Source organism: Actinoplanes sp. NPDC004185, assembly GCF_053603475.1.
In genome coordinates this window covers 1-23,110 of record NZ_JBSGFR010000083.1, presented here as the reverse complement: position 1 = coordinate 23,110, position 23,110 = coordinate 1, and the positions used below count along the sequence as shown (strand labels likewise).

At 71.5% G+C, this 23,110-nt stretch carries 24 protein-coding genes; 10 read left to right on the top strand and 14 right to left on the bottom strand.

Features of this window, described 5'->3' with window-relative positions; genetic code table 11:
- Positions 1-91: 91 nt before the first annotated feature.
- A complete protein-coding gene (locus tag ACWEOZ_RS42555; protein WP_451916363.1) occupies positions 92-499 on the bottom strand; it encodes a DUF5130 family protein in 408 nt (135 codons plus the stop codon).
- A gap of 70 nt (positions 500-569) precedes the next feature.
- Positions 570-863 carry an aa3-type cytochrome oxidase subunit CtaJ gene (ctaJ, locus tag ACWEOZ_RS42550; RefSeq protein WP_451916361.1) on the bottom strand — a complete coding sequence of 98 codons (294 nt, stop codon included), beginning with the start codon at positions 861-863 and terminating at the stop codon, positions 570-572.
- 222 nt (positions 864-1,085) lie between these two features.
- Between ctaJ and ACWEOZ_RS42545 the strand changes: the two genes are divergently transcribed.
- Positions 1,086-1,574, top strand: a complete 489-nt coding sequence (locus tag ACWEOZ_RS42545; RefSeq protein WP_451916360.1) for a hypothetical protein — start codon at positions 1,086-1,088, stop codon at positions 1,572-1,574.
- Positions 1,575-1,973: 399 nt separating this feature from the next.
- Positions 1,974-2,582, top strand: coding sequence for a class F sortase (locus tag ACWEOZ_RS42540; RefSeq protein WP_451916359.1), 609 nt, complete (start codon positions 1,974-1,976; stop codon positions 2,580-2,582).
- Positions 2,583-2,592: 10 nt separating this feature from the next.
- Here the strand turns inward: ACWEOZ_RS42540 and ACWEOZ_RS42535 are convergent, their stop codons facing one another.
- Positions 2,593-3,135, bottom strand: coding sequence for an HNH endonuclease (locus ACWEOZ_RS42535; protein ID WP_451916358.1), 543 nt, complete (start codon positions 3,133-3,135; stop codon positions 2,593-2,595).
- A gap of 213 nt (positions 3,136-3,348) precedes the next feature.
- On the opposite strand from ACWEOZ_RS42535, the gene ACWEOZ_RS42530 reads away from it, so the two are divergent.
- The 4 genes from ACWEOZ_RS42530 to ACWEOZ_RS42515 all read left to right on the top strand — a co-directional run bounded on the left by ACWEOZ_RS42530 (position 3,349) and on the right by ACWEOZ_RS42515 (position 7,761).
- On the top strand, positions 3,349-4,434 hold the full coding sequence (locus tag ACWEOZ_RS42530; protein WP_451916357.1) for a mechanosensitive ion channel family protein: 1,086 nt from the start codon (positions 3,349-3,351) through the stop codon (positions 4,432-4,434).
- 221 nt (positions 4,435-4,655) lie between these two features.
- A complete protein-coding gene (locus tag ACWEOZ_RS42525) occupies positions 4,656-6,017 on the top strand; it encodes an MFS transporter (RefSeq protein WP_451916356.1) in 1,362 nt (453 codons plus the stop codon).
- Complete coding sequence (locus tag ACWEOZ_RS42520; protein WP_451916355.1) at positions 6,014-6,439, top strand: globin; 426 nt, start codon at positions 6,014-6,016, stop codon at positions 6,437-6,439. Before ACWEOZ_RS42525 ends, ACWEOZ_RS42520 begins: the two co-directional genes overlap by 4 nt.
- 62 nt (positions 6,440-6,501) lie before the next feature.
- Positions 6,502-7,761 (top strand): delta-60 repeat domain-containing protein, encoded by a 1,260-nt coding sequence (locus tag ACWEOZ_RS42515; protein WP_451916354.1) that lies wholly within the window; start codon positions 6,502-6,504, stop codon positions 7,759-7,761.
- A 51-nt stretch (positions 7,762-7,812) separates the two neighbouring features.
- Here ACWEOZ_RS42515 and ACWEOZ_RS42510 read toward each other — a convergent pair whose 3' ends face one another.
- The 5 genes from ACWEOZ_RS42510 to ACWEOZ_RS42490 form a co-directional block, all read right to left on the bottom strand.
- A complete protein-coding gene (locus ACWEOZ_RS42510) occupies positions 7,813-8,397 on the bottom strand; it encodes a YbjN domain-containing protein (protein WP_451916353.1) in 585 nt (194 codons plus the stop codon).
- A 129-nt stretch (positions 8,398-8,526) separates the two neighbouring features.
- Positions 8,527-9,186, bottom strand: a complete 660-nt coding sequence (locus ACWEOZ_RS42505; RefSeq protein WP_451916352.1) for a hypothetical protein — start codon at positions 9,184-9,186, stop codon at positions 8,527-8,529.
- A 2-nt stretch (positions 9,187-9,188) separates the two neighbouring features.
- Complete coding sequence (locus ACWEOZ_RS42500; RefSeq protein WP_451916351.1) at positions 9,189-9,593, bottom strand: acyl-CoA thioesterase; 405 nt, start codon at positions 9,591-9,593, stop codon at positions 9,189-9,191.
- Entirely contained in the window at positions 9,586-11,262 is a 1,677-nt protein-coding gene (gene ettA / locus ACWEOZ_RS42495) for an energy-dependent translational throttle protein EttA (protein ID WP_451916350.1), read from the bottom strand. The genes ACWEOZ_RS42500 and ettA overlap by 8 nt, the downstream gene beginning before the upstream one ends.
- Positions 11,263-11,381: 119 nt before the next feature.
- Positions 11,382-11,900: a hypothetical protein gene (locus ACWEOZ_RS42490; protein ID WP_451916349.1), complete on the bottom strand. Its 519-nt coding sequence runs from the start codon at positions 11,898-11,900 to the stop codon at positions 11,382-11,384.
- A gap of 127 nt (positions 11,901-12,027) precedes the next feature.
- Between ACWEOZ_RS42490 and ACWEOZ_RS42485 the strand changes: the two genes are divergently transcribed.
- Positions 12,028-13,449, top strand: coding sequence for an alpha,alpha-trehalose-phosphate synthase (UDP-forming) (locus tag ACWEOZ_RS42485; protein WP_451916348.1), 1,422 nt, complete (start codon positions 12,028-12,030; stop codon positions 13,447-13,449).
- Here ACWEOZ_RS42485 and ACWEOZ_RS42480 read toward each other — a convergent pair.
- From ACWEOZ_RS42480 to cobC, 4 genes are read right to left on the bottom strand one after another with little or no spacing between them, the layout of a single operon-like run.
- The gene (locus tag ACWEOZ_RS42480; protein WP_451916347.1) at positions 13,446-13,820 is read right to left on the bottom strand and encodes a VOC family protein; all 375 of its coding nucleotides are present in this window, start codon (positions 13,818-13,820) and stop codon (positions 13,446-13,448) included. The genes ACWEOZ_RS42485 and ACWEOZ_RS42480 overlap by 4 nt on opposite strands.
- Before the next feature lie 28 nt (positions 13,821-13,848).
- Positions 13,849-15,033, bottom strand: coding sequence for a uroporphyrinogen-III C-methyltransferase (cobA, locus tag ACWEOZ_RS42475; RefSeq protein WP_451916362.1), 1,185 nt, complete (start codon positions 15,031-15,033; stop codon positions 13,849-13,851).
- Between the two features lie 11 nt (positions 15,034-15,044).
- Positions 15,045-16,097 carry a nicotinate-nucleotide--dimethylbenzimidazole phosphoribosyltransferase gene (cobT, locus tag ACWEOZ_RS42470; RefSeq protein ID WP_451916346.1) on the bottom strand — a complete coding sequence of 351 codons (1,053 nt, stop codon included), beginning with the start codon at positions 16,095-16,097 and terminating at the stop codon, positions 15,045-15,047.
- Entirely contained in the window at positions 16,094-17,197 is a 1,104-nt protein-coding gene (gene cobC, locus ACWEOZ_RS42465; protein ID WP_451916345.1) for an Rv2231c family pyridoxal phosphate-dependent protein CobC, read from the bottom strand. The genes cobT and cobC overlap by 4 nt, the downstream gene beginning before the upstream one ends.
- A 72-nt stretch (positions 17,198-17,269) precedes the next feature.
- Here cobC and ACWEOZ_RS42460 point away from each other — a divergent pair, with 72 nt between their 5' ends.
- Positions 17,270-19,465, top strand: a complete 2,196-nt coding sequence (locus ACWEOZ_RS42460; protein WP_451916344.1) for a transglycosylase domain-containing protein — start codon at positions 17,270-17,272, stop codon at positions 19,463-19,465.
- 21 nt (positions 19,466-19,486) lie between these two features.
- Here the strand turns inward: ACWEOZ_RS42460 and ACWEOZ_RS42455 are convergent, their stop codons facing one another.
- A complete protein-coding gene (locus ACWEOZ_RS42455) occupies positions 19,487-20,086 on the bottom strand; it encodes a TIGR03086 family metal-binding protein (RefSeq protein WP_451916343.1) in 600 nt (199 codons plus the stop codon).
- Positions 20,087-20,173: 87 nt separating this feature from the next.
- Complete coding sequence (locus tag ACWEOZ_RS42450; RefSeq protein ID WP_451916342.1) at positions 20,174-21,637, bottom strand: cobyrinate a,c-diamide synthase; 1,464 nt, start codon at positions 21,635-21,637, stop codon at positions 20,174-20,176.
- 111 nt (positions 21,638-21,748) lie between these two features.
- Between ACWEOZ_RS42450 and ACWEOZ_RS42445 the strand changes: the two genes are divergently transcribed.
- Both ACWEOZ_RS42445 and ACWEOZ_RS42440 read left to right on the top strand, forming a co-directional pair.
- A complete protein-coding gene (locus ACWEOZ_RS42445) occupies positions 21,749-22,567 on the top strand; it encodes an SURF1 family cytochrome oxidase biogenesis protein (protein ID WP_451916341.1) in 819 nt (272 codons plus the stop codon).
- A 10-nt stretch (positions 22,568-22,577) separates the two neighbouring features.
- Entirely contained in the window at positions 22,578-23,015 is a 438-nt protein-coding gene (locus ACWEOZ_RS42440) for a hypothetical protein (protein ID WP_360828966.1), read from the top strand.
- Positions 23,016-23,110 lie beyond the last annotated feature (95 nt).

Here is a 23,110-nt window from a genome sequence, read left to right as displayed (position 1 = left end):
CCAAGCGTTCCCAATCCTGATCAGTCAGATCACCGGCCACAACACACCAACGATCGATCATGGTCACGCGTGATGATCCGTCAGACTCGCTCTAGTGCCGGCCGGCGTGTGACGCGAGCTGGTCCAGCCCGGCGAGCACGCCCCCGGCGAGGTCACCGCCGGCGAACGACGCCGCCATCGACAGCGCCGCCAGCTTGGCGTCGCGGTCGGAGATGCGCTTACGGGCGTCGCCGCCGGTGACGATCTCCAGGACCCGCTGGTTCGGCGAGATGGCGACCAGGACGGCCTTGGCCGCGCCGTCGAGCTGACGGTGCAGCTGCTCGGCATACTCCCGGGTCGGCTCCTCGAGGTCGCCGATGTAGACGCTGAAGGTCAGGCCGGTCTGCTGGTCGGCGACGCGCAGGGCCTCGTCGAGGCGCAGCAGCTGCCGGGTGGTGAACGGCCCGTCCAGCGCGTCGACGCCCGCGTCGGACGTCGACAGCTCGGGCTCCTCGCTCAGGGTGGGGCCGCCCGGCTCGTCCAGCGCGGTCAGCGGCTGCTCGGAGCGGCCGCTGACAATGGCCTGGTGCTCACCAACGGTCACTTGCGCCTCCAGTGGTGCCGGGCCGGACCTGCATGCCCGTGGCGTCCTCGAGGACACCGGGCGGCAGCTCCGGAGCGGACGAGGTCTTGCCGCCGAACGCCGGGCTCACCTGCGCCGGCGACGCGAGGAACCAGATCGGCTTGAAGTCGTACGGCCGGCCGGGACGGTAGCGGCGCGCAGGCCGGCTCCGGCTGGAACCGGCGGCGACGAACGCCGCGACAACGACGATGACACCCAACGGGATGATCGCGTAGATGAGAAGCGTGCTGAATATCGACAACCTCAACGCCCCCAGGCGTCATAAGGAACCGGGCCAATTCACTGTGTTCCCAGTGATCCGAACGTCAATCACGGTAGCGGAGAGCGGGTCGCCGCGGAGCGTCGGGTGTCAACACTCATAAGCGGGATCTCCGCAGCCACGCGAAAACGGCCCGGAGGTGCGAAAATCACCTCCATGAGCCGTCCGTGAAGTTCGTGCCCCGGACGGCAGGAGGGGGAGGTCATGCGCGCACCCGTCCCGGCCGCGCTGGCGGCGCTGGCCCTGGCCCTGCCCGTGGTGCTGATCGACGACATCCCTGCTCACGCGGCCGGTGTCTTCGTGGAGACCAACCCCAGCACGGTCCGCGCCGGCGACGAGGTCGGCATCCGGGCGAGCTGTGACGACAACCTCAAAGCGGCGACGGTCACCACGGATCCGACCGGCGCGGTCATCGTCTCCCCCCGGTACGGCTTCCTGACGGCGACTGCACGGGTGCCGGCCACGACCGACGCCGGTGACTACGACGTCACCCTGGAGTGCCCCGACGGCAAGAAGGCCAAGAGCACGATGCACGTGGTGCTCCGGGTCGAGCCGGCGCGCGGACCGGCGACCGGCGGAGGCGGCACCGCGGGCGGCGGGTCGGCGCCGTTCCTCATCGGCGGCGGGCTGGCCGCGCTGGCCGGGGGTCTCGCGCTGAGTGTGGTGGCCGCACGCCGCCGCCGGTTCGGCTGAGGGCGGCGGATGACCCGCCGGGCGGTCTCCGGGTCGACGCCTCCGGGGCCGCGGATGCCCGAGTCGGTGCTGCGTCGCCGCCCGGCCGAGATAGTGGCCCGACGCCGGCTCCAGCCCCACCCCGAACTCCAGCCGGGGTCCGAGCCGCGACCCGCTCCGGCGGGGACGCCCGCCCGCAGGCCGTCGCCCCGCCCGGTGGCCGGCGCCCGGCCCTCCCCCGGCACTCAGCTCTCGCCACGGACCGAGCCCACCACCCGGCCCTCCCCCGGCACTCAGCTCTCGCCATGGACCGGGCCCACCGCCCGCCCCCCGGCCGGCCCAGAGCTCCCCACCCGGCCGATGCCACCTGCCCGGCTGCGGCCCACCCGCCGACGGGCCGCGCCGACTGCGACCCGGCCGATGCCGCTCGGCCTGATGGCCGCGATCCTGGTGTTCGTCGGCCTCTTCACCGTCGGCGCCGGCCTGGGCGCGGCGACCGGCTTCGACCTCAGCGAGCTGTTCCGCGGCCCGGACAAGCCGCCGCCCCGGGCGTTCCCGGTCCTGGATCCGAGCCCGCCCAAACGCCTCATGATCCCCTCGATCAAGGTCGAGGCGCCGATCCTGCACGTCGGGCGGGCCAGGGACGGCTCGGTGGACGTGCCGCCGCTGCAGCGGCACAACGAGGTGGGCTGGTTCGATCAGGGGCCGACCCCGGGGCAGTTCGGCCCGGCGCTGATCGTGGGCCACGCGGACACCCGGTCAGGCCCGTCGGTCTTCTTCCATCTGGGCAAGCTGAAGGCCGGCCAGAAGATCGAGGTGCTCCGCCAGGACGACTCGGTGGCGATCTTCCAGATCAACTCGGTCGAGCACTTCAGCAAGGAGAAGCTGCCGGTCAAGCGGGTCTACGGCGACTACAGCCGGCCGTCGCTGCGCCTGCTGACCTGCGGCGGCAGGTGGCTGGGCGGTAAGCGGGGCTACAGCGACAACGTGGTGGTCTTCGCCAGCCTGGTGAGCGCCGAGGAGACGTAGCCGGCGACCGTCACGCCGCTTCGGCCGCGAGCGGCTTGGGGAGGTCGAGCCAGTCCGCCCAGCGGGGGTCGGGGGTGCGGTGGCCCAGCACGCGCCAGGCCACACCGCGGGGGGCGGCCGGGGCCGCGTGCAGCCGCCAGCCCAGCTCCGCCGGGGTCTTGTCGCCCTTGCTGTGGTTGCACTTGGCGCACGCGGCCACCACGTTCTCCCAGGCGTGCAGCCCGCCACGGCTGCGCGGGAACACGTGGTCGATGGTCTCGGCCGAGCCGCGGCAGTAGGCGCAGCGGCCGCCGTCACGGGCGAAGATCGCCCGCCGGGAGAGTCCGACGTGGGTGCGGTACGGAACCTTCACGTACCTGGTCAGCCGGACCACCGACGGCACCGGGAGAGTGTGGTGGGCACTGTGCAGGATGCCGTCGCCGTCGGAGACGCACTCGGCTTTCGACGTCAACACCAGGATGGTCGCCCGACGCACCGATACGACGCACAGCGGCTCGTAGGTAGCGTTCAACACCAACGCGGAGGAGCCCACTGTGGGTCGTATGTCAGGCATCGCGATCACCCTTCGGTGTAGGTGCTAGCAACCGCTCCCGTGTGCTGATCGTCATGACGCGAGCGCCGGATGCACCGGTGCTCGTGGCCCAATAGTCCCTGATGAATGACGAATTGGCGAGCACAATCTGTGGCCTGACCGTAAACGTCTGAGGTCTCCGCGGGAGATGTCCGGTTCCACCGCGGGGTGCCCGGCCCGGTAGGTTAGGGCCCCGTGATTCCGCTGGCCCCCATCCCTGCCCCTTCCGGCTCCGCCGAACCGATCTTCAACGGGACCCCGAACGTCTCGGAGAGCTGCAAGACCGACGCGCTGTGCTCCTGGGTGTACGAGCAGACCGACACCCAGTGGCTGGCCAACAGCAGCTACGTGTTCATCGTGAAGCCGCTGCGGATCCTCGCCATCGTCCTGGTCGCGATGCTCATCCGGTGGCTGCTGCACCGCGGCATCCGCCGGCTGACCGCCACCACCTCGCGGGCCGCCATGCCCGCGTTGCTCAAGCCGCTGCGCGAGCGGGCCGACAAGCAGCAGGAAGCAGCGGAGAACACGTTCATCCCCGAACGCCGCCGCCAGCGGGCCGAGGCGATCGGCTCGGTGCTGCGCAGCTTCGTCACCGCCGTGGTCTTCACCATGGCCGTGCTGCTGGTCATGGCCGAGCTCGGCTTCAACCTGGGCCCCCTGCTGGCCAGCGCCGGCATCGTCGGTGTGGCCCTGGGCTTCGGCGCGCAGAGCCTGGTCAAGGATCTGATCGCGGGCCTGTTCATGCTGCTGGAGGACCAGTACGGCGTCGGCGACTCGGTGGACCTGGGCGACGCGGTCGGGGTCGTGGAGACCGTGGGGCTGCGGGTCACGACCGTGCGGGACATGCGCGGCGTGCTCTGGTACATCCGCAACGGCGAGATCATCCGGGTCGGCAACAAGAGCCAGGGCTGGGCGATGGTGGTCATCGACATCCCGATCGGCTTCGTCAACTCCGAGGAGGCCACCTCGGTGCTGCGCCAGGCCGCGCTGGCCCTGGCCGAGGAGCCGGCGCACGCGACCGAGTTCCTGGAGCCCCCGGACGTGATCGGGGTCGAGCAGCTCACCGTCGACGGCGCGGTGATCCGCACGATCGCCAAGACCACGGCGGACGGTCAGCCCGTCGTGCAGCGCGAGTTGCGGCGCCGGCTCACCGAGGCGCTGGAGACCTCCGGCATCTCCGAACGGATCGCCGTGTCGCGGATGCTGCCCCGCTCGGCGGTTCCTCCGACGTTTTCCAGCGGGCCGGGTGACTCCTCCGGTACACCGGGTGGTGCGACCTGACCTGCGCGTACGGCATCATGGGGGAGGTCCGGCCTCGACCGAACGGCCGACGTTCGCACCGTATGCCCTAGCCAGGACTCGGACGATCGGGCAGAATCGTGCAAAGAGCATCTGCACTTGCAGCGGCACGTTCGCGCGGGATCTGAGCAACCCGATTTTCCCCCCGGACGTGTCCGGCCGGCGGTGATCCCGCCGGCCGTCGCGATCGATGGAGGGTCCAGGTGTCGGACGACCGACGCGCTGCGCAGCCGGCCCACCGGGCCGGGGACGCTGCGGAGCCGGATGGTCCCGTCACCTTCCGCGACCTCTTCGCGGTCCGCGAATACCGGGCCGTCTATTTCTCGCTGGTCGTCAACTGGCTCGGTGACTATCTGGCCCGGGCCGCCATCACCGTGCTGGTCTACCAGCAGTCCGACTCGGTGCTGCTGTCCGCGGCGTCCTTCGCGATCAGCTACCTGCCGTGGATCGTGGGCGGGCCGGTGCTGGCGGCGCTCGCGGAGCGCTATCCGTACCGCCGGGTCCTGATCGTCGCCGACCTGACCCGGGCCGTGCCGATCGCTCTCATCGCGCTGCCCGGCATGCCGGTCTATGCGATTCTCCTCCTGCTCTTCGTGGCCATGCTGGGGGCGCCGCCCACGCAGGCCGCCCGCTCGGCGCTGCTGCCGCTGATCCTGGACCGCCGCCGGCTCGTCAGCGGGCTCGCGGTCAACGCCTCCACCTCGCAGGCCGCGCAGGTGTTCGGCTATCTGGTCGGCGCGTTCGTGGCGACCAGCATCAACGCCCGCCTCGGCATCGCCCTGGACGCGGTCTCCTTCATCATCTCGGCGGCGATCATCGCGCTGTGGGTGCATCCACGGCCGGCCGCTGCCGGCCCGGACCATCGCCGGCACCTGCTGCGGGAGACCGGCGAGGGCTTCCGGCTGGTCTTCGGCACGCCGTTGCTGCGCTCGATCGCCCTCATGGTGTTCGGGCTGACCACCCTGACGATCCTGCCCGAGGGCCTGGCCGCCGGCTGGGCCGCGGTGTTCGACAAGGATCCGGCCGCCCGGGGCTTCGACCAGGGCCTGATCATGGCGGCGGGACCGGTCGGCTTCGTGATCGGCGGGCTGGTGGTCGGCCGGCTGGTCAGTCAGCCCGACCGCATCCGCCTGGTCAAACCCCTCGCCGTGCTGACCCCGCTGGCCCTCGCGCTGACCGCGTTCGCGCCCAACGCCACCACGGTGGCCGTGCTGGCGGCGATCTCCGGCGTCGCCCAGGGCGGTCTCATGCCCACCCTGAACGGTGAGTTCGTGCTCGCCCTCCCGCACGGCTACCGCGCCCGGGCGTACGCGGTGATGCAGGGCGGGGTGCAGTTCACCCAGTTCTTCGCGGTGGTGGCGACCGGCGCGCTGGCCCAGTTCTCCTCGATCCCGCTGGTCGTCGGCCTGTGGAGTCTCGGCGGTCTGGCCCTGATGGTGGTGCTGGTGCTCCGGCGGCCGACCTACACGGTCGCTGACGTCCCGGTCCCCGCACGACCAGCCGGCGCAACGCGCGTCACACCCGGCCCGGCCCGGCACCGGGCGGCTGGCAAACTGGATCGGTGAGCGTATCCAGCGAGGAACCGGAAGCCAGCTTCTTCGAGGCCGTCGGCGGCGAGCCGACCTTCCGCCGGCTCGTCGACGCCTTCTACCAGGGAGTCGCGCAGGATCCCCTGCTGCGCCCGATGTATCCCGAGGAGGATCTGGGCCCGGCGGCGGAACGGCTGACGCTGTTCCTGATGCAGTACTGGGGCGGACCGAACACGTACTCGGCGCAGCGTGGGCACCCGCGGCTGCGGATGCGGCACGCGCCGTTCACGGTCGGCCCGGCCGAGCGGGACGCCTGGCTGCTGCACATGCGTGCGGCGGTCGACTCCCTCGGTCTGCCGGAGCCGCACCACAGCGCTCTCTGGGACTATCTGGAACGCGCGGCGTACTTCATGGTCAACAAGATGGACGCGCATCCCGGAGGTCAACCCGCTCGTTGATCGGGTGAACGACGCGATCGTCACTTCACCGACGTCGCGGTCCCGATCCCTGGAGCTGACCGATGCGCCGCCGTTTGTTCGCTGCCACCGCGCTGACCTGCGCCGCTCTGCTGGGCGCGACGCCCGCCGCGGCTGACATGGCCCAACCGGCGGTGGTCTCGGCCAACCCGGTCGACTTCACGCCGCACGTCCTGGACGGCACGGTGTGGGCGCTGGCGGTGGTCGGGGACACGGTCGTCGTCGGCGGCAGCTTCACCAAGGTCCAGGACAGCGCGCGCAAGACCACCTACGCCCGGAAGAACATTTTCGCGTACGGGCTGAAGGACGGTGCGGTGCGCTCGTTCGCCCCCGCCGTCGACGCCGCGGTCTACTCCCTGGCCGCGGGGGCGAGCAACACCGTCTATCTGGGCGGCGGCTTCAAGACCGTGAACGGTGCGGCCCAGCGCGGTGTCGCCCGGGTCGCGATCAGCACCGGCGCCCGGATCACCGCCTTCGGCGCGAAGATCAACTGGGGTGACGTCCGCGCCCTGAGCGCCCGGGGCAGCAAGCTCTACGCCGGCGGCACCTTCTCGGCGATCAACGGCGTCACCCGGGTCGGGCTGGCCCGGATGGACGCGGGCACCGGCGCGGTCGACCCCGGCTTCGACGCCAAGCTGTCCGCCCCCGGCCTGAGCCGGACCCGGGTCGAGCACTTCGACATCTCCCCCGACGGCACCCGGCTGATCGCGGTCGGTGCGCTGCTCAAGTCGGGCACGGCCGCCCGCAACCAGATCGCCATGTTCGACGTCGCCGGCTCCGCGGCCGTGCTGACCAGCTGGTACACCGATGCGTACGCGCCGCCGTGCCTGCAGGGCTTCGACACCTACCTGCGGCAGGTGAAGTTCTCCCCCGACGGCAAGTACCTCGTTGTCGCGGCGACCGGACGAGCCTCCTCGCCGACCAAGCTGTGCGACTCGGCGGCCCGTTTCGAGGCCACCGGCGGCGGCCGGCACAACCCGACCTGGGTGCAGCGCACCGGCGGCGACTCGCTCTACGCGGTCGCGGTGACCGGCAGCGCCGTGTACGTCGGCGGCCATCAGCGTTACCTGGACAACCCGTACGGCAGCGACGCCAAGGGCCCCGGCCCGGGCGCCGTTCCGCGGGTCGGCATCGGCGCGCTCAACCCGGCCACCGGCAAGGCGCTGGGCTGGGACCCGAGCCGGGACCGCGGGGTCGGCGTGCGGGCGTTCCAGGTCGTGCCCGAGGGTCTGATCGTCGGCTCGGACACCGACAAGCTGGGCCGCGAGTTCCACGGCCGGATCGGCATGTTCCCGCCCGGCTGAGTCCGGACACGGAAAAGGGCCCCGGACATCGGGGCCCTTTTTCTTCTTCCGTCAGAGCAGTGCGCCCTCGTCGTGGAGCCAGTCGACGAACGAGGTGGCGACGGCCGCACCGCAGTCGAGCATCTCCACCAGCAACGGGTCGTGGGCACCCGAGGCGAGCGGCACCTGCAGCTCTGCGTAGATCGGCAGCTGTCCGCGTTCGGTGGGATCGCCGACGTAGGCCTTGCAGAAGCGGCGGGTGTGGTTCCATTCGTTGACCACGCGGTACGCGCGGTCGGCCCAGTCCGGCGGGACGGTCGCGTGCGGACGGGCCCGCATGACCAGGATCTCGTCGTCGGGACCTTCGAGCGTGAACAGCACCGCGTGCCGTTCCCACATGGCCAGCAGGCTGCCCCCGCCGTCGGCCAGGAACCGGATATCGAGCAGATCGAGGGCCTTGCCGATCCGGGCCAGATCGACCGGAGCGACATGTTCCGGCTCGTCGATCGAGGAAAGATCAGCGGAGGACATCGAAGAGTGTCCCGGCTCACGCTGCGTCGGCACTCCGACGCGGACGCTGCTCTGCAACGCCACCTCGCCGCCGGTCTCGGGCTCATCGCCTCCGGCCGACCCGGGACGCCATGACCACCACGGCATCGTTGTGCACCTCACTCCCCAGCAGGCCCGCCGCCGGACGTAGCGGTGGACCTCGGGGCGACGGTACCCGTACAGGTCGCGGAGGTCATCCCCTCAAAGGGAGGGCGCGACCGGACGACCGATGCAGCATCACCCTTTCGGGTGACCCCCTATAGGCATGACGGTCAATACTTGGACCGGCTGTAGCCACGCGACTCCATATGGTGCAGAAAGTCCCACCCAGCGTCCTGCCACGCACACTCGCGTGGCCGAGGCCTGCCGGTCGGCGGGACCGAGAAAGCCCATCCGCGACACTGCCTGGACGAGTCGCTGGGAGACCTCCACCGGCTCCCCGTCGGGACGCGTGACGACGAGCGCGACATGATCCAGCAAGGCGTCGCGCACGGCGCGCTGCCCGACCGCGCGACCCGCCAGACCACCGGCGGTCACCTCACGCAAGGTGCCGGCCGCCGCCTCGGCCAGCCGGCTCAGCTCGGCCGCCGCCACTGCTTCGACCGCTGTCGATCGCGCCGGCGGCAACGGCCAGCGCCAGTCGGCGTCCCGCCGCGTCGGCAGCTCCGGGCTCTCCGTGGCCAGCGCCCCGAGCAGCTCGGCCGCCGGCACGGTGGCATCACCCGGGCCCGGCCCGGCCACCAGGCGGGTGACCAGCACACCCCACGGCAGCACCGCCCACAGTGCGGTGTGCTCCCCCGCCGAGCGCAACCGGACCAGCACGTTGCGGTCCAGCCGGGTCAGCCGGGCCAGGAAAGCCCCCGCGTCCGCGACGCCGGCGATGCCGTGGGCGGCCATTCTCACTTCTCCAGGTACGGCGTGAGGAAGTCCCGCTCGGCGTCGGTCAGCCGGCGCGGGAACTGCTCAGCCAGGTTGAACGGCACGCAGACCGACTTGGCCCGGCTGGCCAGCACGTCCTCGTCGAACAACTCGTAGCTGACGGTGAAGCTGGCCGCCCGCAGCTCGGAGACCCACAGCTCGATCCGGACCGCCTCGCCGTAGTCCACCGGGCGCAGATAGTCGACCTCGTGCCGGGAGATGACGATCCCGTCCTCGAACGACGTCAGGCCCTGGGCCCGGGCGCCGACGAAGAACATGGCAACGCGCGCCTCCTCGTACAGCGTGAGGAAGCGCGCGTTGTTGACGTGGCCGTACGCGTCCATGTCGGACCAGCGCACGGCCGCGTCATAGACAAACCTAGTCACGCGTGAGCTTGCGGTAGGTCACCCGGTGCGGGCGAGCTGCGTCGGCGCCGAGACGGTCGATTTTGTTCTTTTCGTACGCGTCGAAGTTGCCCTCGAACCAGAACCACTTGTCGGGGTTCTCGTCCGTGCCCTCCCACGCCAGCATGTGCGTGGTGATCCGGTCCAGGAACATCCGGTCGTGGGAGATGACCACGGCGCAGCCCGGGAACTCCAGCAGCGCGTTCTCCAGGCTGGACAGCGTCTCCACGTCCAGGTCGTTCGTCGGCTCGTCGAGCAGCAGCACGTTGCCACCGATCTTCAGGGTCATCGCCAGGTTGAGCCGGTTGCGCTCACCACCGGACAGGACCTTGACCGGCTTCTGCTGGTCCGGCCCCTTGAAGCCGAACGCGGCGACGTAGGCCCGGGACGGCATCTCGACCTTGCCGACCATCATGTGGTCCAGCCCGTCGGACACGACCTCCCACACCGTCTTGGACCCGTCGAGGCCGGAACGGCTCTGGTCGACGTACGACAGCTTGACGGTCTCGCCCACCCGGACCTGGCCCTCGTCGGGCTGCTCGAGCCCGACGATGGTCTTGAACAGCGTGGTCTTGCCGACGCCGTTCGGGCCGATGATGCCGACGATGCCGTTGCGCGGCAGCGAGAACGACAGGTGGTCGATCAGGGTCCGGCCGTCGAAGCCCTTGACCAGGTCCTTGGTCTCGATGACCGTGTTGCCCAGGCGCGGGCCCGGCGGGATCTGGATCTCCTCGAAGTCGAGCTTGCGGGTCTTCTCCGCCTCGGTGGCCATCTCCTCGTAGCGGTCGAGGCGGGCCTTCGACTTGGTCTGCCGGGCCTTGGCGTTGGAGCGCACCCACTCCAGCTCGTTCTCGAGGCGCTTCTGCAGCTTCTGGTCCTTGCGGCCCTGGACGGCCAGACGGGCGGCCTTCTTGTCCAGGTACGTGGAGTAGTTGCCCTCGTACGGGTACGCCCGGCCGCGGTCCAGCTCCAGGATCCAGGTGGCCACGTTGTCCAGGAAGTACCGGTCGTGGGTGATGGCGATGACCGTGCCGGCGTACTTGGCGAGGTGCTGCTCCAGCCACTGCACGCTCTCGGCGTCCAGGTGGTTGGTGGGCTCGTCGAGCAGCAGCAGGTCGGGCGCCTCGAGCAGCAGCTTGCACAGCGCGACGCGGCGGCGCTCACCACCGGAGAGCTGGGTGACGTCGGCGTCCGGCGGCGGGCAGCGCAGGGCGTCCATGGCCAGCTCGAGCTGGGAGTCGACGTCCCACGCGTTGGAGTGGTCGAGCTCCTCCTGGAGCTTGCCCATCTCCTCCATCAGCTCGTCGGTGTAGTCGGTGGCCATCTGCTCGGCGATCTTGTTGAACCGCTCGAGCTTGGCCTTGGTCTCCGCGACCGCCTCCTCGATGTTGCCGAGGACGGTCTTGGCGTCGTTGAGCGGGGGCTCCTGGGCGAGCATGCCGACGGAGTAGCCCGGCATGAGCCGTGCCTCGCCGTTGCTCACGGTGTCGATCCCGGCCATGATTTTCAGCAGGCTCGACTTACCGGCGCCGTTGGGGCCGACCACACCGATCTTGACGCCGGGCAGGAAGTTGAGCGTCACATTGTCGAGCACGACCTTGTCGCCGTGCGCCTTGCGCGCCTTTTCCAGGACGTAGATGAACTGGGCCACGGTGCGGCCTACCTCCGAGATCGTGATTTCCGGTTGCCGGAACGAAAGACCAATCTTTCCAGGTCCCTGCCGGCCACCTACAACAACCCCGACCGCACCGCCCGGATTCCCCGCTCACCTCACTCCGGCGTGACCTTGTACGTCTTCTTCTCCCCCTTGCGGACGACCTCCAGCCGCTCCGAGTCCACGTCGAAGGTGTTGCCGTCCGCCGCCCGGGCGAAATAGCCGTCACCCCGCGGCTCCACGTTCTCCAGGAACAGAGCGGTCTCCCCCTCGATCCACTTCCCCTCGGCCCCACCGCGGTTGGCCTGGTAGAACAGCCTGTCCGTGTCGTCCCGGCAGATCCACACCGTCGTGCCGGTGTCCAGCGTCCGCACCTGCAGGACCTTGGTCAGCCGCACCTCCTCGCCGAGGACCCGGCGGGCGGTGTCGTGCATCTCGCGCGGGCAGTCCCCCGGTGAGAAGGTCGGTTCAGTGGGTACATAAGAAGTCTGGCCGCCCGTCTGCCGCGGCGTCTCGTGGCGGGATCCGAGAACCAGGCCCGCCGACATCCCGATGATGCTCAGCAGCACGGTGGCAATGACCACAGGGAAGAACAGCGGCCGGCGCGGCGGGGGAAGATCAACGGACTGGCTCACCGGCCCAGAATGGCACCTTCCCGCCAGAGGCGGTGCCGCGGCCGGACCATAGCGGGGCCAGCCCCGAGCAGCTACGCACAGTAGGCTCAGGGCTGGGAACCCAGCACGACCCGGAGGTGCACTCAGCGTGGCCGAACGAAGTTCCTTTGTTGTCGTCGCCAACCGCCTGCCCGTCGACGAAGTCATGGTCGACGGCGAGCGGCAATGGCGCCCGAGCCCCGGCGGACTCGTCACCGCCCTGCATCCGGTGCTCACCCAGCAACAGGGCACCTGGATCGGCTGGGCCGGCGGGGACGGGGAGGCGCCCGAGCCGTTCGAGCTCGAAGGCATCAAGATCCATCCGGTGCCACTGAGCGCCGAGGAGCTCGAGCGCTACTACGAGGGCCAGTCGAACGCCACCATCTGGCCGCTCTACCACGACGCCGTCGAGACGCCGGTCTACAAACGGCGCTGGCGCGAGGCGTACCGCCTGGTCAACCAGCGCTTCGCGAAGGCCGCGGCGGATGTCGCCGAGCAGGGCGCGACCGTCTGGGTGCAGGACTACCAGCTTCAGCTGGTGCCCGCGATGCTCCGCGAGATGCGCCCCGACCTGCGGATCGGCTTCTTCCTGCACATCCCGTTCCCGCCCATCGAGCTGTTCATGCAGATGCCGTTCCGGGCCGAGATCCTGCGCGGGCTGCTCGGCGCCGACCTGGTCGGCTTCCAGCAGCGGCTCGCGGCGCAGAACTTCGTCCGGCTGGCGCGGCACCTGCTGGGCCTGCGCTACGAGGGCCAGTCGATCCAGGTCGACGGCCGCAGGGTCAAGGCCGGGGCGTTCCCGATCAGCATCGACACCGCCGACATGGAGAAGATGGCGGCAGACCCGGCGGTGCAGGCCCGGGCCAAGCAGATCCGGGCCGAGCTCGGTGACCCCGAGACGGTGATCCTCGGCGTCGACCGGCTCGACTACACCAAGGGCATCGAGCTGCGCCTCAAGGCGTTCCGCGAGCTGCTCGCCGACGGCAAGCTCAAGGTGCCGGAGGCGGTCATGGTGCAGGTCGCCACGCCGAGCCGCGAGCGCGTCGAGCATTACCAGACGCTGCGGGTCAAGGTGGAGCGCGAGGTCGGCCGGATCAACGGCGAGTTCGGCCGGGTCGGCATGCCGGCGGTGCACTACCTGCACCAGTCGTACAGCAAGCAGGAGCTGGCGGCGCTCTACGTCGCGGCCGACGTCATGATGGTGACGCCGCTGCGCGACGGCATGAACCTGGTCGCCAAGGAGTACGTCGCCTGCCGGGCCAACGGCGGCGGCGCGCTGGTGCTCAGCGAGTTCGCCGGGGCGGCGACCGAGCTGCGCCAGGCGTTCCTGTGCAACCCGCACGACCCCGACGGGGTCAAGGACGCCCTGCTGCGGGCGGTCGGCGCCGAGCCGGCCGAGCTCAAGCGCCGGATGCGGGTCATGCAGCGGCACCTGCGGACCCACGACGTCGCCGAGTGGGCCCGCACGTTCCTCAACGAGCTCGGCGTGCCGGACACCGACGCCAAGCCGGCAGCCGAGCAGGAGAGCTAGAGGAAGAAGCAGAAGGGATGGCCGTCCGGGTCGAGATAGACCCGGACGTCGTCCTGCGGCTGGAAGTCCGCCCGGGTCGCTCCGGCCTTCTCGGCGTGGGCGCAGGCGGCTTCCAGATCCTCCACCTCGATGTCGAGGTGCACGCTCATCTGCTGATCGTCGGGGCCGGCCGGCCAGACCGGGCGCACGTACGCCGACTCGGTCTGGAAGGACAGCCCCGGCCCGCCGTTGGGCGCGCCCAGTTTGACCCAGCCGGGCTCGTCCTGGACGACGCTCCAGCCGAGCAGCCGCTGATAGAACGCGGCCAGCTTCTGTGCGTCCGGGGCATCGAGCACGATCCCGGACAATGTCATGTGCGGTCGCTCACTCATGTCTGACCGTTACCCATCGCTCACGCGGCTATCCCCGTTCCAGGACCGCGACCACGTCGCCGACCACCACGACGGCGGGCGGCTTGATTCCCGCCTCGGCAGCGGCCGCGGCCACCTCGCCGAGGGTGCTGCGCAGCACGCGCTGGGCATCCGTCGAGCCTTCCTGCACGACGGCGGCCGGGGTCTGCGGAGACCGGCCCTCGGCGACCAGCCGGGCGGCGATCTTCGGCAGGTTCTTCAGGCCCATCAGCACCACCAGGGTGCCGCGCAGCTGCGCCAGGGCGGCCCAGTCCACCAGCGACTCGGGGCTGTCCGGCGGCACGTGGCCGGAGACCACGGTGAACTCGTGGGCCACGCCGCGGTGCGTGACCGGGATGCCGGCCAACGCCGGAGCGGCGATCGAGCTGGTCACCCCGGGAACGACCAGCACCGGTACGCCGGCCTCGGCGCACGCCACGACCTCCTCGCCGCCGCGGCCGAAGACGAACGGGTCACCGCCCTTGAGCCGGACCACGAAAGCACCGGCCTTCGCCCGCTCGACGATGACCCGGTTGATCTCCTCCTGGGCCACCGAGGCGCCGTACGGGATCTTGGCCGCGTCGACCAGCTCCACGTCGGGCCGCAGCTCGTCCAGCAGCATGCCGGGCACCAGCCGGTCGGCCACCACCACGTCGGCCCGGGCCAGCAGGCGGCGACCCTTGACGGTGATCAGCTCCGGGTCGCCGGGCCCGCTGCCGACGAGCGCCACCTGGCCGCGCAACGGCTCCTGCCGCCGCTGCGGGGTCTCCTCCAGGGCGGCGGCGATCAGATCCCGGACGGCCCGGGCGCGCTTACGGTCGCCGCTGTCGGTGACCGCCACGGTGACCTCGTCGTGCCGGGTCACCGCCGGGGTCCAGGCAGTCGCCGCGTCGCGGTCGTCCGCGCGTACGCAGAACACGCCCCGTTCTTCGGCGGCCACGCTCACCTCGGCGGCGGCCGCCGGATCGTCGATGGCCACCTGCACCAGCCAGGCGCCGTCCACGTCCGAGGCGACGAACCGCCGCTCCTGCCAGGTCAGCCGGCCCGCCGCCACGTACGCGTGCAGCGCCGGGGTCAGCGCGGGTGACACCAGGTCGACCCGGGCGCCGGCGGCGAGCAGAGCCGGCATCCGCCGGGTCGCCACCGCGCCACCCCCGACGACCAGCACCCGCCGGCCGTCGAGCTTGAGCGCCATGGGATAGAGGTTCACTTCTCCGACACTCCCGCCGAGTCGAAGGTGGCCACGTCGTGCAGGACCCGGACCGCGCCGGCGACGATCGGCAGGGCCAGCGCGGCGCCGGTGCCCTCGCCGAGCCGCATACCCAGATCGAGCAGCGGGGTGAGGCCCAGGTGGGCCAGGGCGACAGCGGCGCCGGGCTCGACCGAGCGGTGTCCCGCCACCATCGCGGCGACAGCGTCGGGGGCGAACGCGGCGGCGACCACGGCGGCCGAGCAGGCGATGACCCCGTCGACGATCACCGGCACCCGGCGCTCGGCGGCACCGAGGATGAAGCCGGCCAGCGCGGCGTGCTCCAGGCCACCGAGGGCGGCCAGGGTGGCCAGCGGCTGCTGCGGGTCGGGGGCATGGGTGGCCAGCGCGGCAGCGATCACGGCGGTCTTGCGGGCGTGCGTCTCGTCGTCGATGCCGGTGCCGCGGCCGGTCACCGCGGCCGCGTCGGCGCCGGTGAACGCCGCCACCAGGGCCGCCGCCGGGGTCGTGTTGGCGATGCCCATGTCCCCGGTGAGCAGGCACTTCGCGCCGCCGTCGACCAGGGCGCCGGCCACCGAGATGCCCACCTCCAGCGCCGCCCGGGCCTCGTCGACAGTCATCGCCGGCTCCACCGCGAGGTCGCGGGTGCCCCGGCGGATGTTCGCGTCGAGCAGGGTGTCCCCGCCGTGCAGCGGGATCTTGACGCCGACGTCCACGACCATCAGCGAGGCGCCCACCTGGCGGGCGAACGCGTTGATCACCGCGCCGCCGGCCACGAAGTTGGCCACCATCTGCGCGGTGACCTCCTGCGGCCAGGGCGAGACACCCTGGGCGTGCACGCCGTGGTCCCCGGCGAAGACGGCGATCGCGGCGGGCTCCGGCAGCGGCGGCGGGCAGGTGCCGGCCAGCCCGGCCAGGCGGACCGACAACTCCTCGAGGGCGCCCAGCGAGCCGGCCGGCTTGGTCAGCCGGGTCTGCAGGTCACGGGCGGCGGCCATGGCCGGCTCATCGGCGGGGCCGATCGCGGCGAGGGTCGTCTCCAGGGTCACTGTCGCTCCTTCAGCACATCTGTCAGGGTCGCAACAAACGCGTCCGTGGTGGCAGTGTCGCGCACCGCGATCCGGAGCCAATCGGCGCCCAGCCCCGGGAAGGTGTCGCCGCGGCGCACCGCGTACCCCCGTTTGCGCAGCTCAAGGCGCACCTGGTCGGCACCGGGCAGGCGGACCGCGACGAAGGCACTGGCCGGGCGGCCGGCGACAGTGACGTCCGGCACGCCGGTCAGGCGTTCCACCAGGTGGTCACGTTCGGCGGCCAGCTCGGCGGCGATCCGCCGCTCCGCGGCCACCGCGACCGGGCTCGCGCACGCACCGGCCGCGGCCAGCGCCGGGGTGGAGACGGCCCAGAGCGGCTGCGCGGTGGCCAGCCGGGTCAGCAGCTCGGCCGGCCCGAGCGCGTAGCCGATCCGCAGGCCGGCCAGTCCCCAGGTCTTGGTCAGGCTGCGCAGCACGAGCAGGCCCGGCAGGTCGCGGCGGCCGGCCAGCGACTCGGGCTCACCGCCCACCCCGGACCGGTACGTGGTGTCGGCGAACGCCTCGTCCACCACCAGGACCCGCCCGGGCCGGGCCAGCGCGGCCACGTCGGCCGCCGGGTGCAGCACGGACGTCGGATTGGTGGGGTTGCCGACGAAGACCAGGTCCGCGTCGGCGGGCACCAGCGCCGGGTCGAGCCGGAAGCCGTCCGCCTCGCGCAGCAGCACCCGCTCGACCCGGTGACCGGCTTGGCGCAGCGCGGCCTCCGGCTCGGTGAACTGCGGGTGCACCACGACCGGCCGGCGCGCGTCGCGCAGCGCCTGGGCGATCAGCACGAAGGCCTGCGCCGCCCCGGCGGTGAGCAGCACCTCGGCCGGGTCGCGGCCGTGCCGGGCGGCGACGGCGGCCGTCGCCGCGGTGTCGTCCGGGTACGCCGCCAGCTCGGTGAGCGCCGCCTGGATCGGCCCGGCCAGCCACTCCGGCATCGGCTGGCGCCGCACGTTGACCGCCAGGTCCACCAGGCCGGGAGCCACCTCGGCGTCACCGTGGTGATGCAGATCCGCCGCTCCGGCATCGGCGTCCGGAGGAAGGTCCACGGAAGAGGTCACACGCCCCAGCATGCCGGATGAGATCCGGCCGACTACTTCAGCCGTTCCGTGAGGACATGAGCGGTTTTGTCATACCTTCGAAGGGTGACGAAGACCGGACTCGCCAAAGCTGGACGGATCGCGCCGCTCATCCGCGCGGGGCTCATCGCCGGGATCGTGGTCGCGGGTCTGATCTTCCCACTGGTGGCGCTGGCCGGCGTCGGCGCCAAGAACGGCGCCGACGCGCTGGAGAGCATGCCGGAGGGGCTCACCGAGGTGCCCTCGGCGCAGACCACCTACGTGTACGCCAACGACGGCAAGACGCTGCTGACCACCTTCTACGAGGAGCACCGCAAGCCGACGAAGATCGCGGACATGTCGCCGTTCGTCCTCCAGGCCATCGTGGCGTCCGAGGACACTCGGTTCTACGAGCACAACGGCGTGGACGCCAAGGGCGTGGCCCGCGCCTTCGTGGCCAACCAGCAGGCCGGCGGCGTCTCCCAGGGCGCGTCCACGCTGACCATGCAGTACGTGCGGATGGCGCTGCGCGACGGCGCGAAGACCCCGAAGCAGGCTCTCGAGGCCACGGAGCAGACGACCGCCCGCAAGCTGCGGGAGATGCGACTGGCCATCGAGCTGGAGAAGCGGCTGTCGAAGCAGGACATCCTGGAGCGGTACCTGAACTCGGCGTACTTCGGGCACCGGGCGTACGGGATCTTCGCGGCCGCCGAGGTCTTCTTCTCCAAGAAGCCCGAGGACCTGTCGCTGACCGAGGCGGCCCTGCTCGCCGGGCTGGTCAAGGCGCCCTCGGCGTACGACCCGGCGACCAACGACCAGAGCGCGGCGACCGACCGGCGCAACTACGTGATCGACCAGATGCTCAAGATCAACGCGATCACCGCGGCCGACGCAACGGCGGCGAAGAAGTCCAAAATCAAGCTGAAGCTGACCACGCCGCCGAACGACTGCGTGTCCGTGCCGAAGAAGCACAACGACTGGGGCTTCTTCTGCGACTACCTGCGCAACTGGTGGATGGAGCAGCCGGCCTTCGGCAAGACGTCGCAGGAGCGCATGGCCAACCTGCGCCGCGGCGGCTACAAGGTGGTCACCACCATCGACCCGAAGATCCAGAAGTCGGCGATGAAGCACGTGCTCGACAAGGAGAAGAAGAAGAGCGTCTACGCCCACGGCGAGGTCGTCATCGAGCCCGGCAGCGGCCGGATCAAGGCGATGGCGGTGAACCGCAAGTACTCGCTCGACCAGGAGAACAACGGCGAGCACAGCGACCGCCGCAAGCGCGACGACTTCAAGGGCAACTACCCGAACACCGTGAACCCGCTGCTCGGCGGCGGTGACATGGCCGGTTACCAGGCCGGCTCGACCTTCAAGATCTTCACGATGCTGGCGGCATTGGACGAAGGGATGCCGCTGGACACGGCGTTCAACTCGCCGCAGCGGTTCGTCACGAAATACATCACCGCGCCCGGACCGGCGACCTGCGGTGTGCACTGGTGCCCGAAGAACTCCAGCGCCTCGATGACCGGCCGGCAGACCATGTGGAGCGGCTTCGGCAAGTCGGTCAACACGTACTTCGTCCAGCTGGAGCAGAAGGTCGGGGCGGAGAAGGCGGTCCGGATGGCCGAGCGGCTGGGCCTGAAGTGGCGCACGGAGATCGACCGCACGCTGGCCGGGCCGGACCACGCCGCCGGGTGGGGCGCGTTCACCCTGGGCGTCAGCGACGCGACCCCGATCGAGATGGCCAACGTCTTCGCCACCCTCGGCGCCGAGGGCAAGTACTGCGAACCCATCCCGGTCCGCATGATCAACACGCGGGACGGCGCGTCGCTGACGTACAAGGGCAAGAAGGTCGCCGGCCCGCGCTGCCGGCAGGCCCTGCGACCGGAGGTCGCGCAGGCGGCGACCGACGCGGCCCGCTGCGTCACCGGCTACGGCGCGGCGAAGGGCAGCTGCGGCGGCTGGGAGACCTCACCCATGGTGTACGCGACCCTGAACCGGCCGGTCGCGGGCAAGAGCGGCACGACGGACAGCAACCGCAGCGCGTGGTTCTGCGGCTTCACCCCGCAGCTGGCGGCGGCGGCCTTCGTGGCGGATCCAGACAACCCGGAGAACACGGTGGGCACGAGCCGCGGGACGATCTCGAAGTTCACCGTGGCGGAGACGCTCAAGGACGCGCTCAAGGGGCAGCCGAAGGCCAAGTTCACCCCGCCGCCGGACAAGATGATCCACGGCTCCTCGGACCGCTCGGACCGCTGGGACCGCTCGGACCGGTCCGGCGACTGACGTCTCCGCGCCCGTCGATGCTCAGTGGGCGGACGTGGTCGGGCGCCAGCGGGGGTCGCGGCCGGCCAGTGAGACGGCCTGATCGAGCAGCTCGGCCTCCCCCTCGAGCTCCACGACCGGGCCGAACATCCCCGGCGTGCCCTCCGACGGTCCCTGGGAGAGGAACTCGATCAGCGGCTCGAGCAGTCGCGGATCGGCGGCATATTCCTGGCCGGTCGCCCGGGCCAGATCCCAGCCGTGCATGGTGAGCTCGTTGACCGCGACCAGCCCCATCTCGGTGGCGGGCATGGTCACGCCGCCGGCTCGCGCGGTGCCCTCCCAGGCCGAGGGCGAACGCCAGGCGATGGCCAGATCCTCCAGGACGACCGGCAGACGGCTGCGCCACTGGGCCGACAGGTGGGCGGCGGAGGGCTCGGGCGGAGGACCGTCGGGCGCGTCGAACCTCTTCTGTGCGGCCTGGGTGAACGCCCGGGACAGGCCGGCGAGGTGATCGAGCAGGTCGCCGACCGTCCAGTCGGGGCAGGGAGTGGGGGCACGCAGATGGTCGTCGGTGATACCCAGCAGCAGGGACCGCACCTGGCGGATCGGCGGGGCGAAATCCAGCGGGACACGATCGGCCACGGCGGTGCTCCCTTCTCGTGGAACCCCTTCACCGTAAGGCCGGGGTGCGACATCAACCGAGAGCAACTTCGCGGGCCGGGACGTGGGTCAGGCTTGAGGTGGGGTCAGGCCGGACAGGGAGAGGGTCTGCTCGCCCGGGTCGGCGTCCGGCTGCGGCGTTACGACCGGCGCCGGCTGGGCCGGGGTCAGCATCGCCGCGACCACCCGGCGGGCGATCTCCGGTGCGCCGGCCCAGTGCAGCCCCAGCTGAGATGCGTGGACCTGGCGCCAGACGAAGCCTTCCGGGTTGCCGCCCGCCCAGGTCCAGGCCGGCACCTGACCGGCCCGCGGCGTGACGATCGCCCGGTGCTGCTTGTAGCCGGTGATCCGGGCACCGGCCGGGGCCAGCGGCGAGGTCGCGGGGGCGGTCGCCTCGCGGTAGCCCGCGATCGTCTGGCCCGCGGTCAGCGCCGACGCGTCCAGCACCCCGCACATCGGGCGGCCGTCGAAGTCGCGGGTCAGCCAGGGCAGGCCGACCCCCTCGGCGATGATCGGGCGCTTGTCGTGGGCCAATTGGGACACGGCCGCGCAGAGACGGCGGTTCGCGGACAGCTCCTCCGCGTACCCCTCCGGCAGGGCCGCCCCGATCATGAGCCCGCGCGTGCCCGCCGGGAGGGTCTCGTCGCGCAGCGGGTCGATGATCGCGACCTCGGCGCCGGCCGCGGTGAGCAGCTCGACCGTCTCCACGTACGTGTAAGGGGCGCCCGGTCCGCCGGCCAGCGCGATCACCGGGCGGTTCTCCGGCGGCACCGGCGGCTCGCCGGTCGCCTCGGCCAGCGCGTCCGTCGGTGACCAGGCCGGCTCGGGCAGCGGCGGCGCCGCGTCGGCCAGCGCCATCACCCGATCGAGGTCGATCGCGCCGGCGACGGCCTCGCCGAGCCGGCGGACGGCCCGGACCGCTTCGACCGTCCGGTGCGCCACCGGGACCGGACCCTGGGCGCGGGCCGGCAGCACGGCCGGAAGGTCGCCGCGGCGCAGCGCGCCCAGCACCGGCATGCCGATGTCGTCCAGCGCAGTGCGGAGCATCTCCTCGTGGCGGGGCGATGCCACCCGGTTCAGGATGACGCCGCCGAGGTGCACCATCTCGTCGAACATCCGGAACCCGTGGACCAGCGCGGCCAGCGAGTGGCCCATCGAAGCCACGTCGACGACGAGCACCACCGGCGCGCGCAGCGCGGCGGCGACTGCCGCCGTACCGTCGATCTCGGGTTGTCCGGTCAGGCTGTCGAACAGGCCCATCGCGCCTTCGATGACCGCGATCTGCGAGCCGGCCGCGCCGTGCGCGAACAGCGGCGCGATGCGCTGCGCGCCGACCAGGCGCGGGTCGAGGTTGCGGCCGGGACGCCCGGCGGCCAGGCCGAGGTAGGCGGCGTCGGTGTGGTCGGGGCCGACCTTGAAGCCGGTGGCCGGCACCCCGCGCGCGGTGCACGCGGCGAGCAACCCGACCGCGATCGCGGTCTTCCCGTGCCCGGACGAGGGTGCGCTCACCACCAGGCGCGAGTGGGCGGACATCACGGCTCCCTCGGGGATACGGAAAACGGCGGCGACATGATATTGACCGCCGGACATCGCACCCTACCTGCCAGGGGAAAGCGGCCGTCGCGAGCCGGGTAGCCTCAGAACGTGTACCGGTTCCTGCTGACACCCCGCTGGCTGGCCGCCGCGGCGCTCACCGTGGCCGCCTCGGTGATCATGGTGTTCCTCGGCAACTGGCAGCTGCACCGCTACCAGGAACGCAGCGCGATCAATGCGCGGATCGACGCCGCCGATTCCACCCCCGCGGTGCCGCTGGCGTCCGTGCTGGCCAAGCCCGCAGCGCCGGGCAAGCCGGGCGCGTCCCCCGGGGAGGACGCGGCCTGGACCAAGGTCACGGTCACCGGACGGTACGACCCGGCGCACGAGATCCAGGCCCGCGGGCGCACGGTCGGCGGCGCGGTCGGCTTCGAGATCGTGACCCCGCTGCTGCTGACCGACGGCACGGCGGTGCTGATCGACCGCGGCTGGGTCCCGTCGAAGGACGGCGACGCGATCTCGGCGCCGGTGGCCACCCCGGCCCCGGCGGGCGAGGTCACGGTGGTGGGCCAGGTGCACCTGTCCGAGAGCCGGCCGGCCCCGCTGGCGCGGCGCGACGGCCGGATCGACACCCGGCGGATCGCGGTGCCCAAGCTGGCGGCCGAGCTGCCGTTCCCCGTGTACGGCGCGTACGTGCTGGTCAGCGACCCGGAGCCGGGCTTCGCGCGGATCCCGATCGACCATGAGGACTCGTGGCAGAACGGCGGCTACGCGGTCCAGTGGTGGCTGTTCGCGGTGATGGCGCTGCTCGCGTACGGGTGGCAGGCCCGCAAGGAAGCCACCGGCGACGCCCCGAAGAAGCGGGTGGACCGGGTGACGGCGGCAGACCAGCGCATGGCGGCCGTTCCCAGCGCGCGGCAGCCCGACTAACCTCGGCGGAGTGACCTTCCCGGACTCCACGCCGAGTGACCCCTGGAGCGTGCCCACCCCCGCACAGCCGGTCCCGCCGCCGGACCCGCTGGTGCCGGGCCCGGTGATCGCCCAGATCGGCGACATGGCGGTCACGTCGACGGTGGTCCACACCCCGGCCGGGGACATCCCCCTGGCCGGCTCGACGTGGACGGTGAACGACTACTGGCACAGCGAGCAGAAGATCCCGCCCTGGGCAATCGCGGCGGCGATCGTCGGATTCTGCGTGCTGACGATCTTCAGCCTGCTGTTCCTGCTGGTGAAGGTGACCGTCCCGCGAGGAACGGTGCAGGTGACGGTGACCAACGCGACCCGGCAGTATGTCGCCCGGATCCCGGTGACCGATCAGTCGCAGGTGACCTATGTCCATCAGCAGGTCAACTACGTGCGGTCCCTGGCGGCGCTCTGATCCTGGGGGGGGGGCGGGGGCCGCGGGCGGGGGCCGGGTGGTCGCCGGCGGCCGCGCGTCGGGGCGGGGGCGGCTCGGCCGAGCGGCCGTGCGCC

Bases quoted from the DNA above. Each gene is read 5' to 3' on its own strand.
- ACWEOZ_RS42480 (WP_451916347.1), bottom strand. From the start codon at position 13,820: ATGAGTGAGCGACCGCACATGACATTGTCCGGGATCGTGCTCGATGCC.
- ACWEOZ_RS42505 (WP_451916352.1), bottom strand. From the start codon at position 9,186: ATGGCCGCCCACGGCATCGCCGGCGTCGCGGACGCGGGGGCTTTCCTG.
- ACWEOZ_RS42535 (WP_451916358.1), bottom strand. From the start codon at position 3,135: ATGCCTGACATACGACCCACAGTGGGCTCCTCCGCGTTGGTGTTGAAC.
- ACWEOZ_RS42510 (WP_451916353.1), bottom strand. From the start codon at position 8,397: ATGCCGTGGTGGTCATGGCGTCCCGGGTCGGCCGGAGGCGATGAGCCC.
- ACWEOZ_RS42545 (WP_451916360.1), top strand. From the start codon at position 1,086: ATGCGCGCACCCGTCCCGGCCGCGCTGGCGGCGCTGGCCCTGGCCCTG.
- ACWEOZ_RS42540 (WP_451916359.1), top strand. From the start codon at position 1,974: ATGCCGCTCGGCCTGATGGCCGCGATCCTGGTGTTCGTCGGCCTCTTC.
- cobA (WP_451916362.1), bottom strand. From the start codon at position 15,033: ATGGCGCTCAAGCTCGACGGCCGGCGGGTGCTGGTCGTCGGGGGTGGC.
- cobC (WP_451916345.1), bottom strand. From the start codon at position 17,197: ATGCTGGGGCGTGTGACCTCTTCCGTGGACCTTCCTCCGGACGCCGAT.
- ACWEOZ_RS42515 (WP_451916354.1), top strand. From the start codon at position 6,502: ATGCGCCGCCGTTTGTTCGCTGCCACCGCGCTGACCTGCGCCGCTCTG.
- ACWEOZ_RS42450 (WP_451916342.1), bottom strand. From the start codon at position 21,637: ATGTCCGCCCACTCGCGCCTGGTGGTGAGCGCACCCTCGTCCGGGCAC.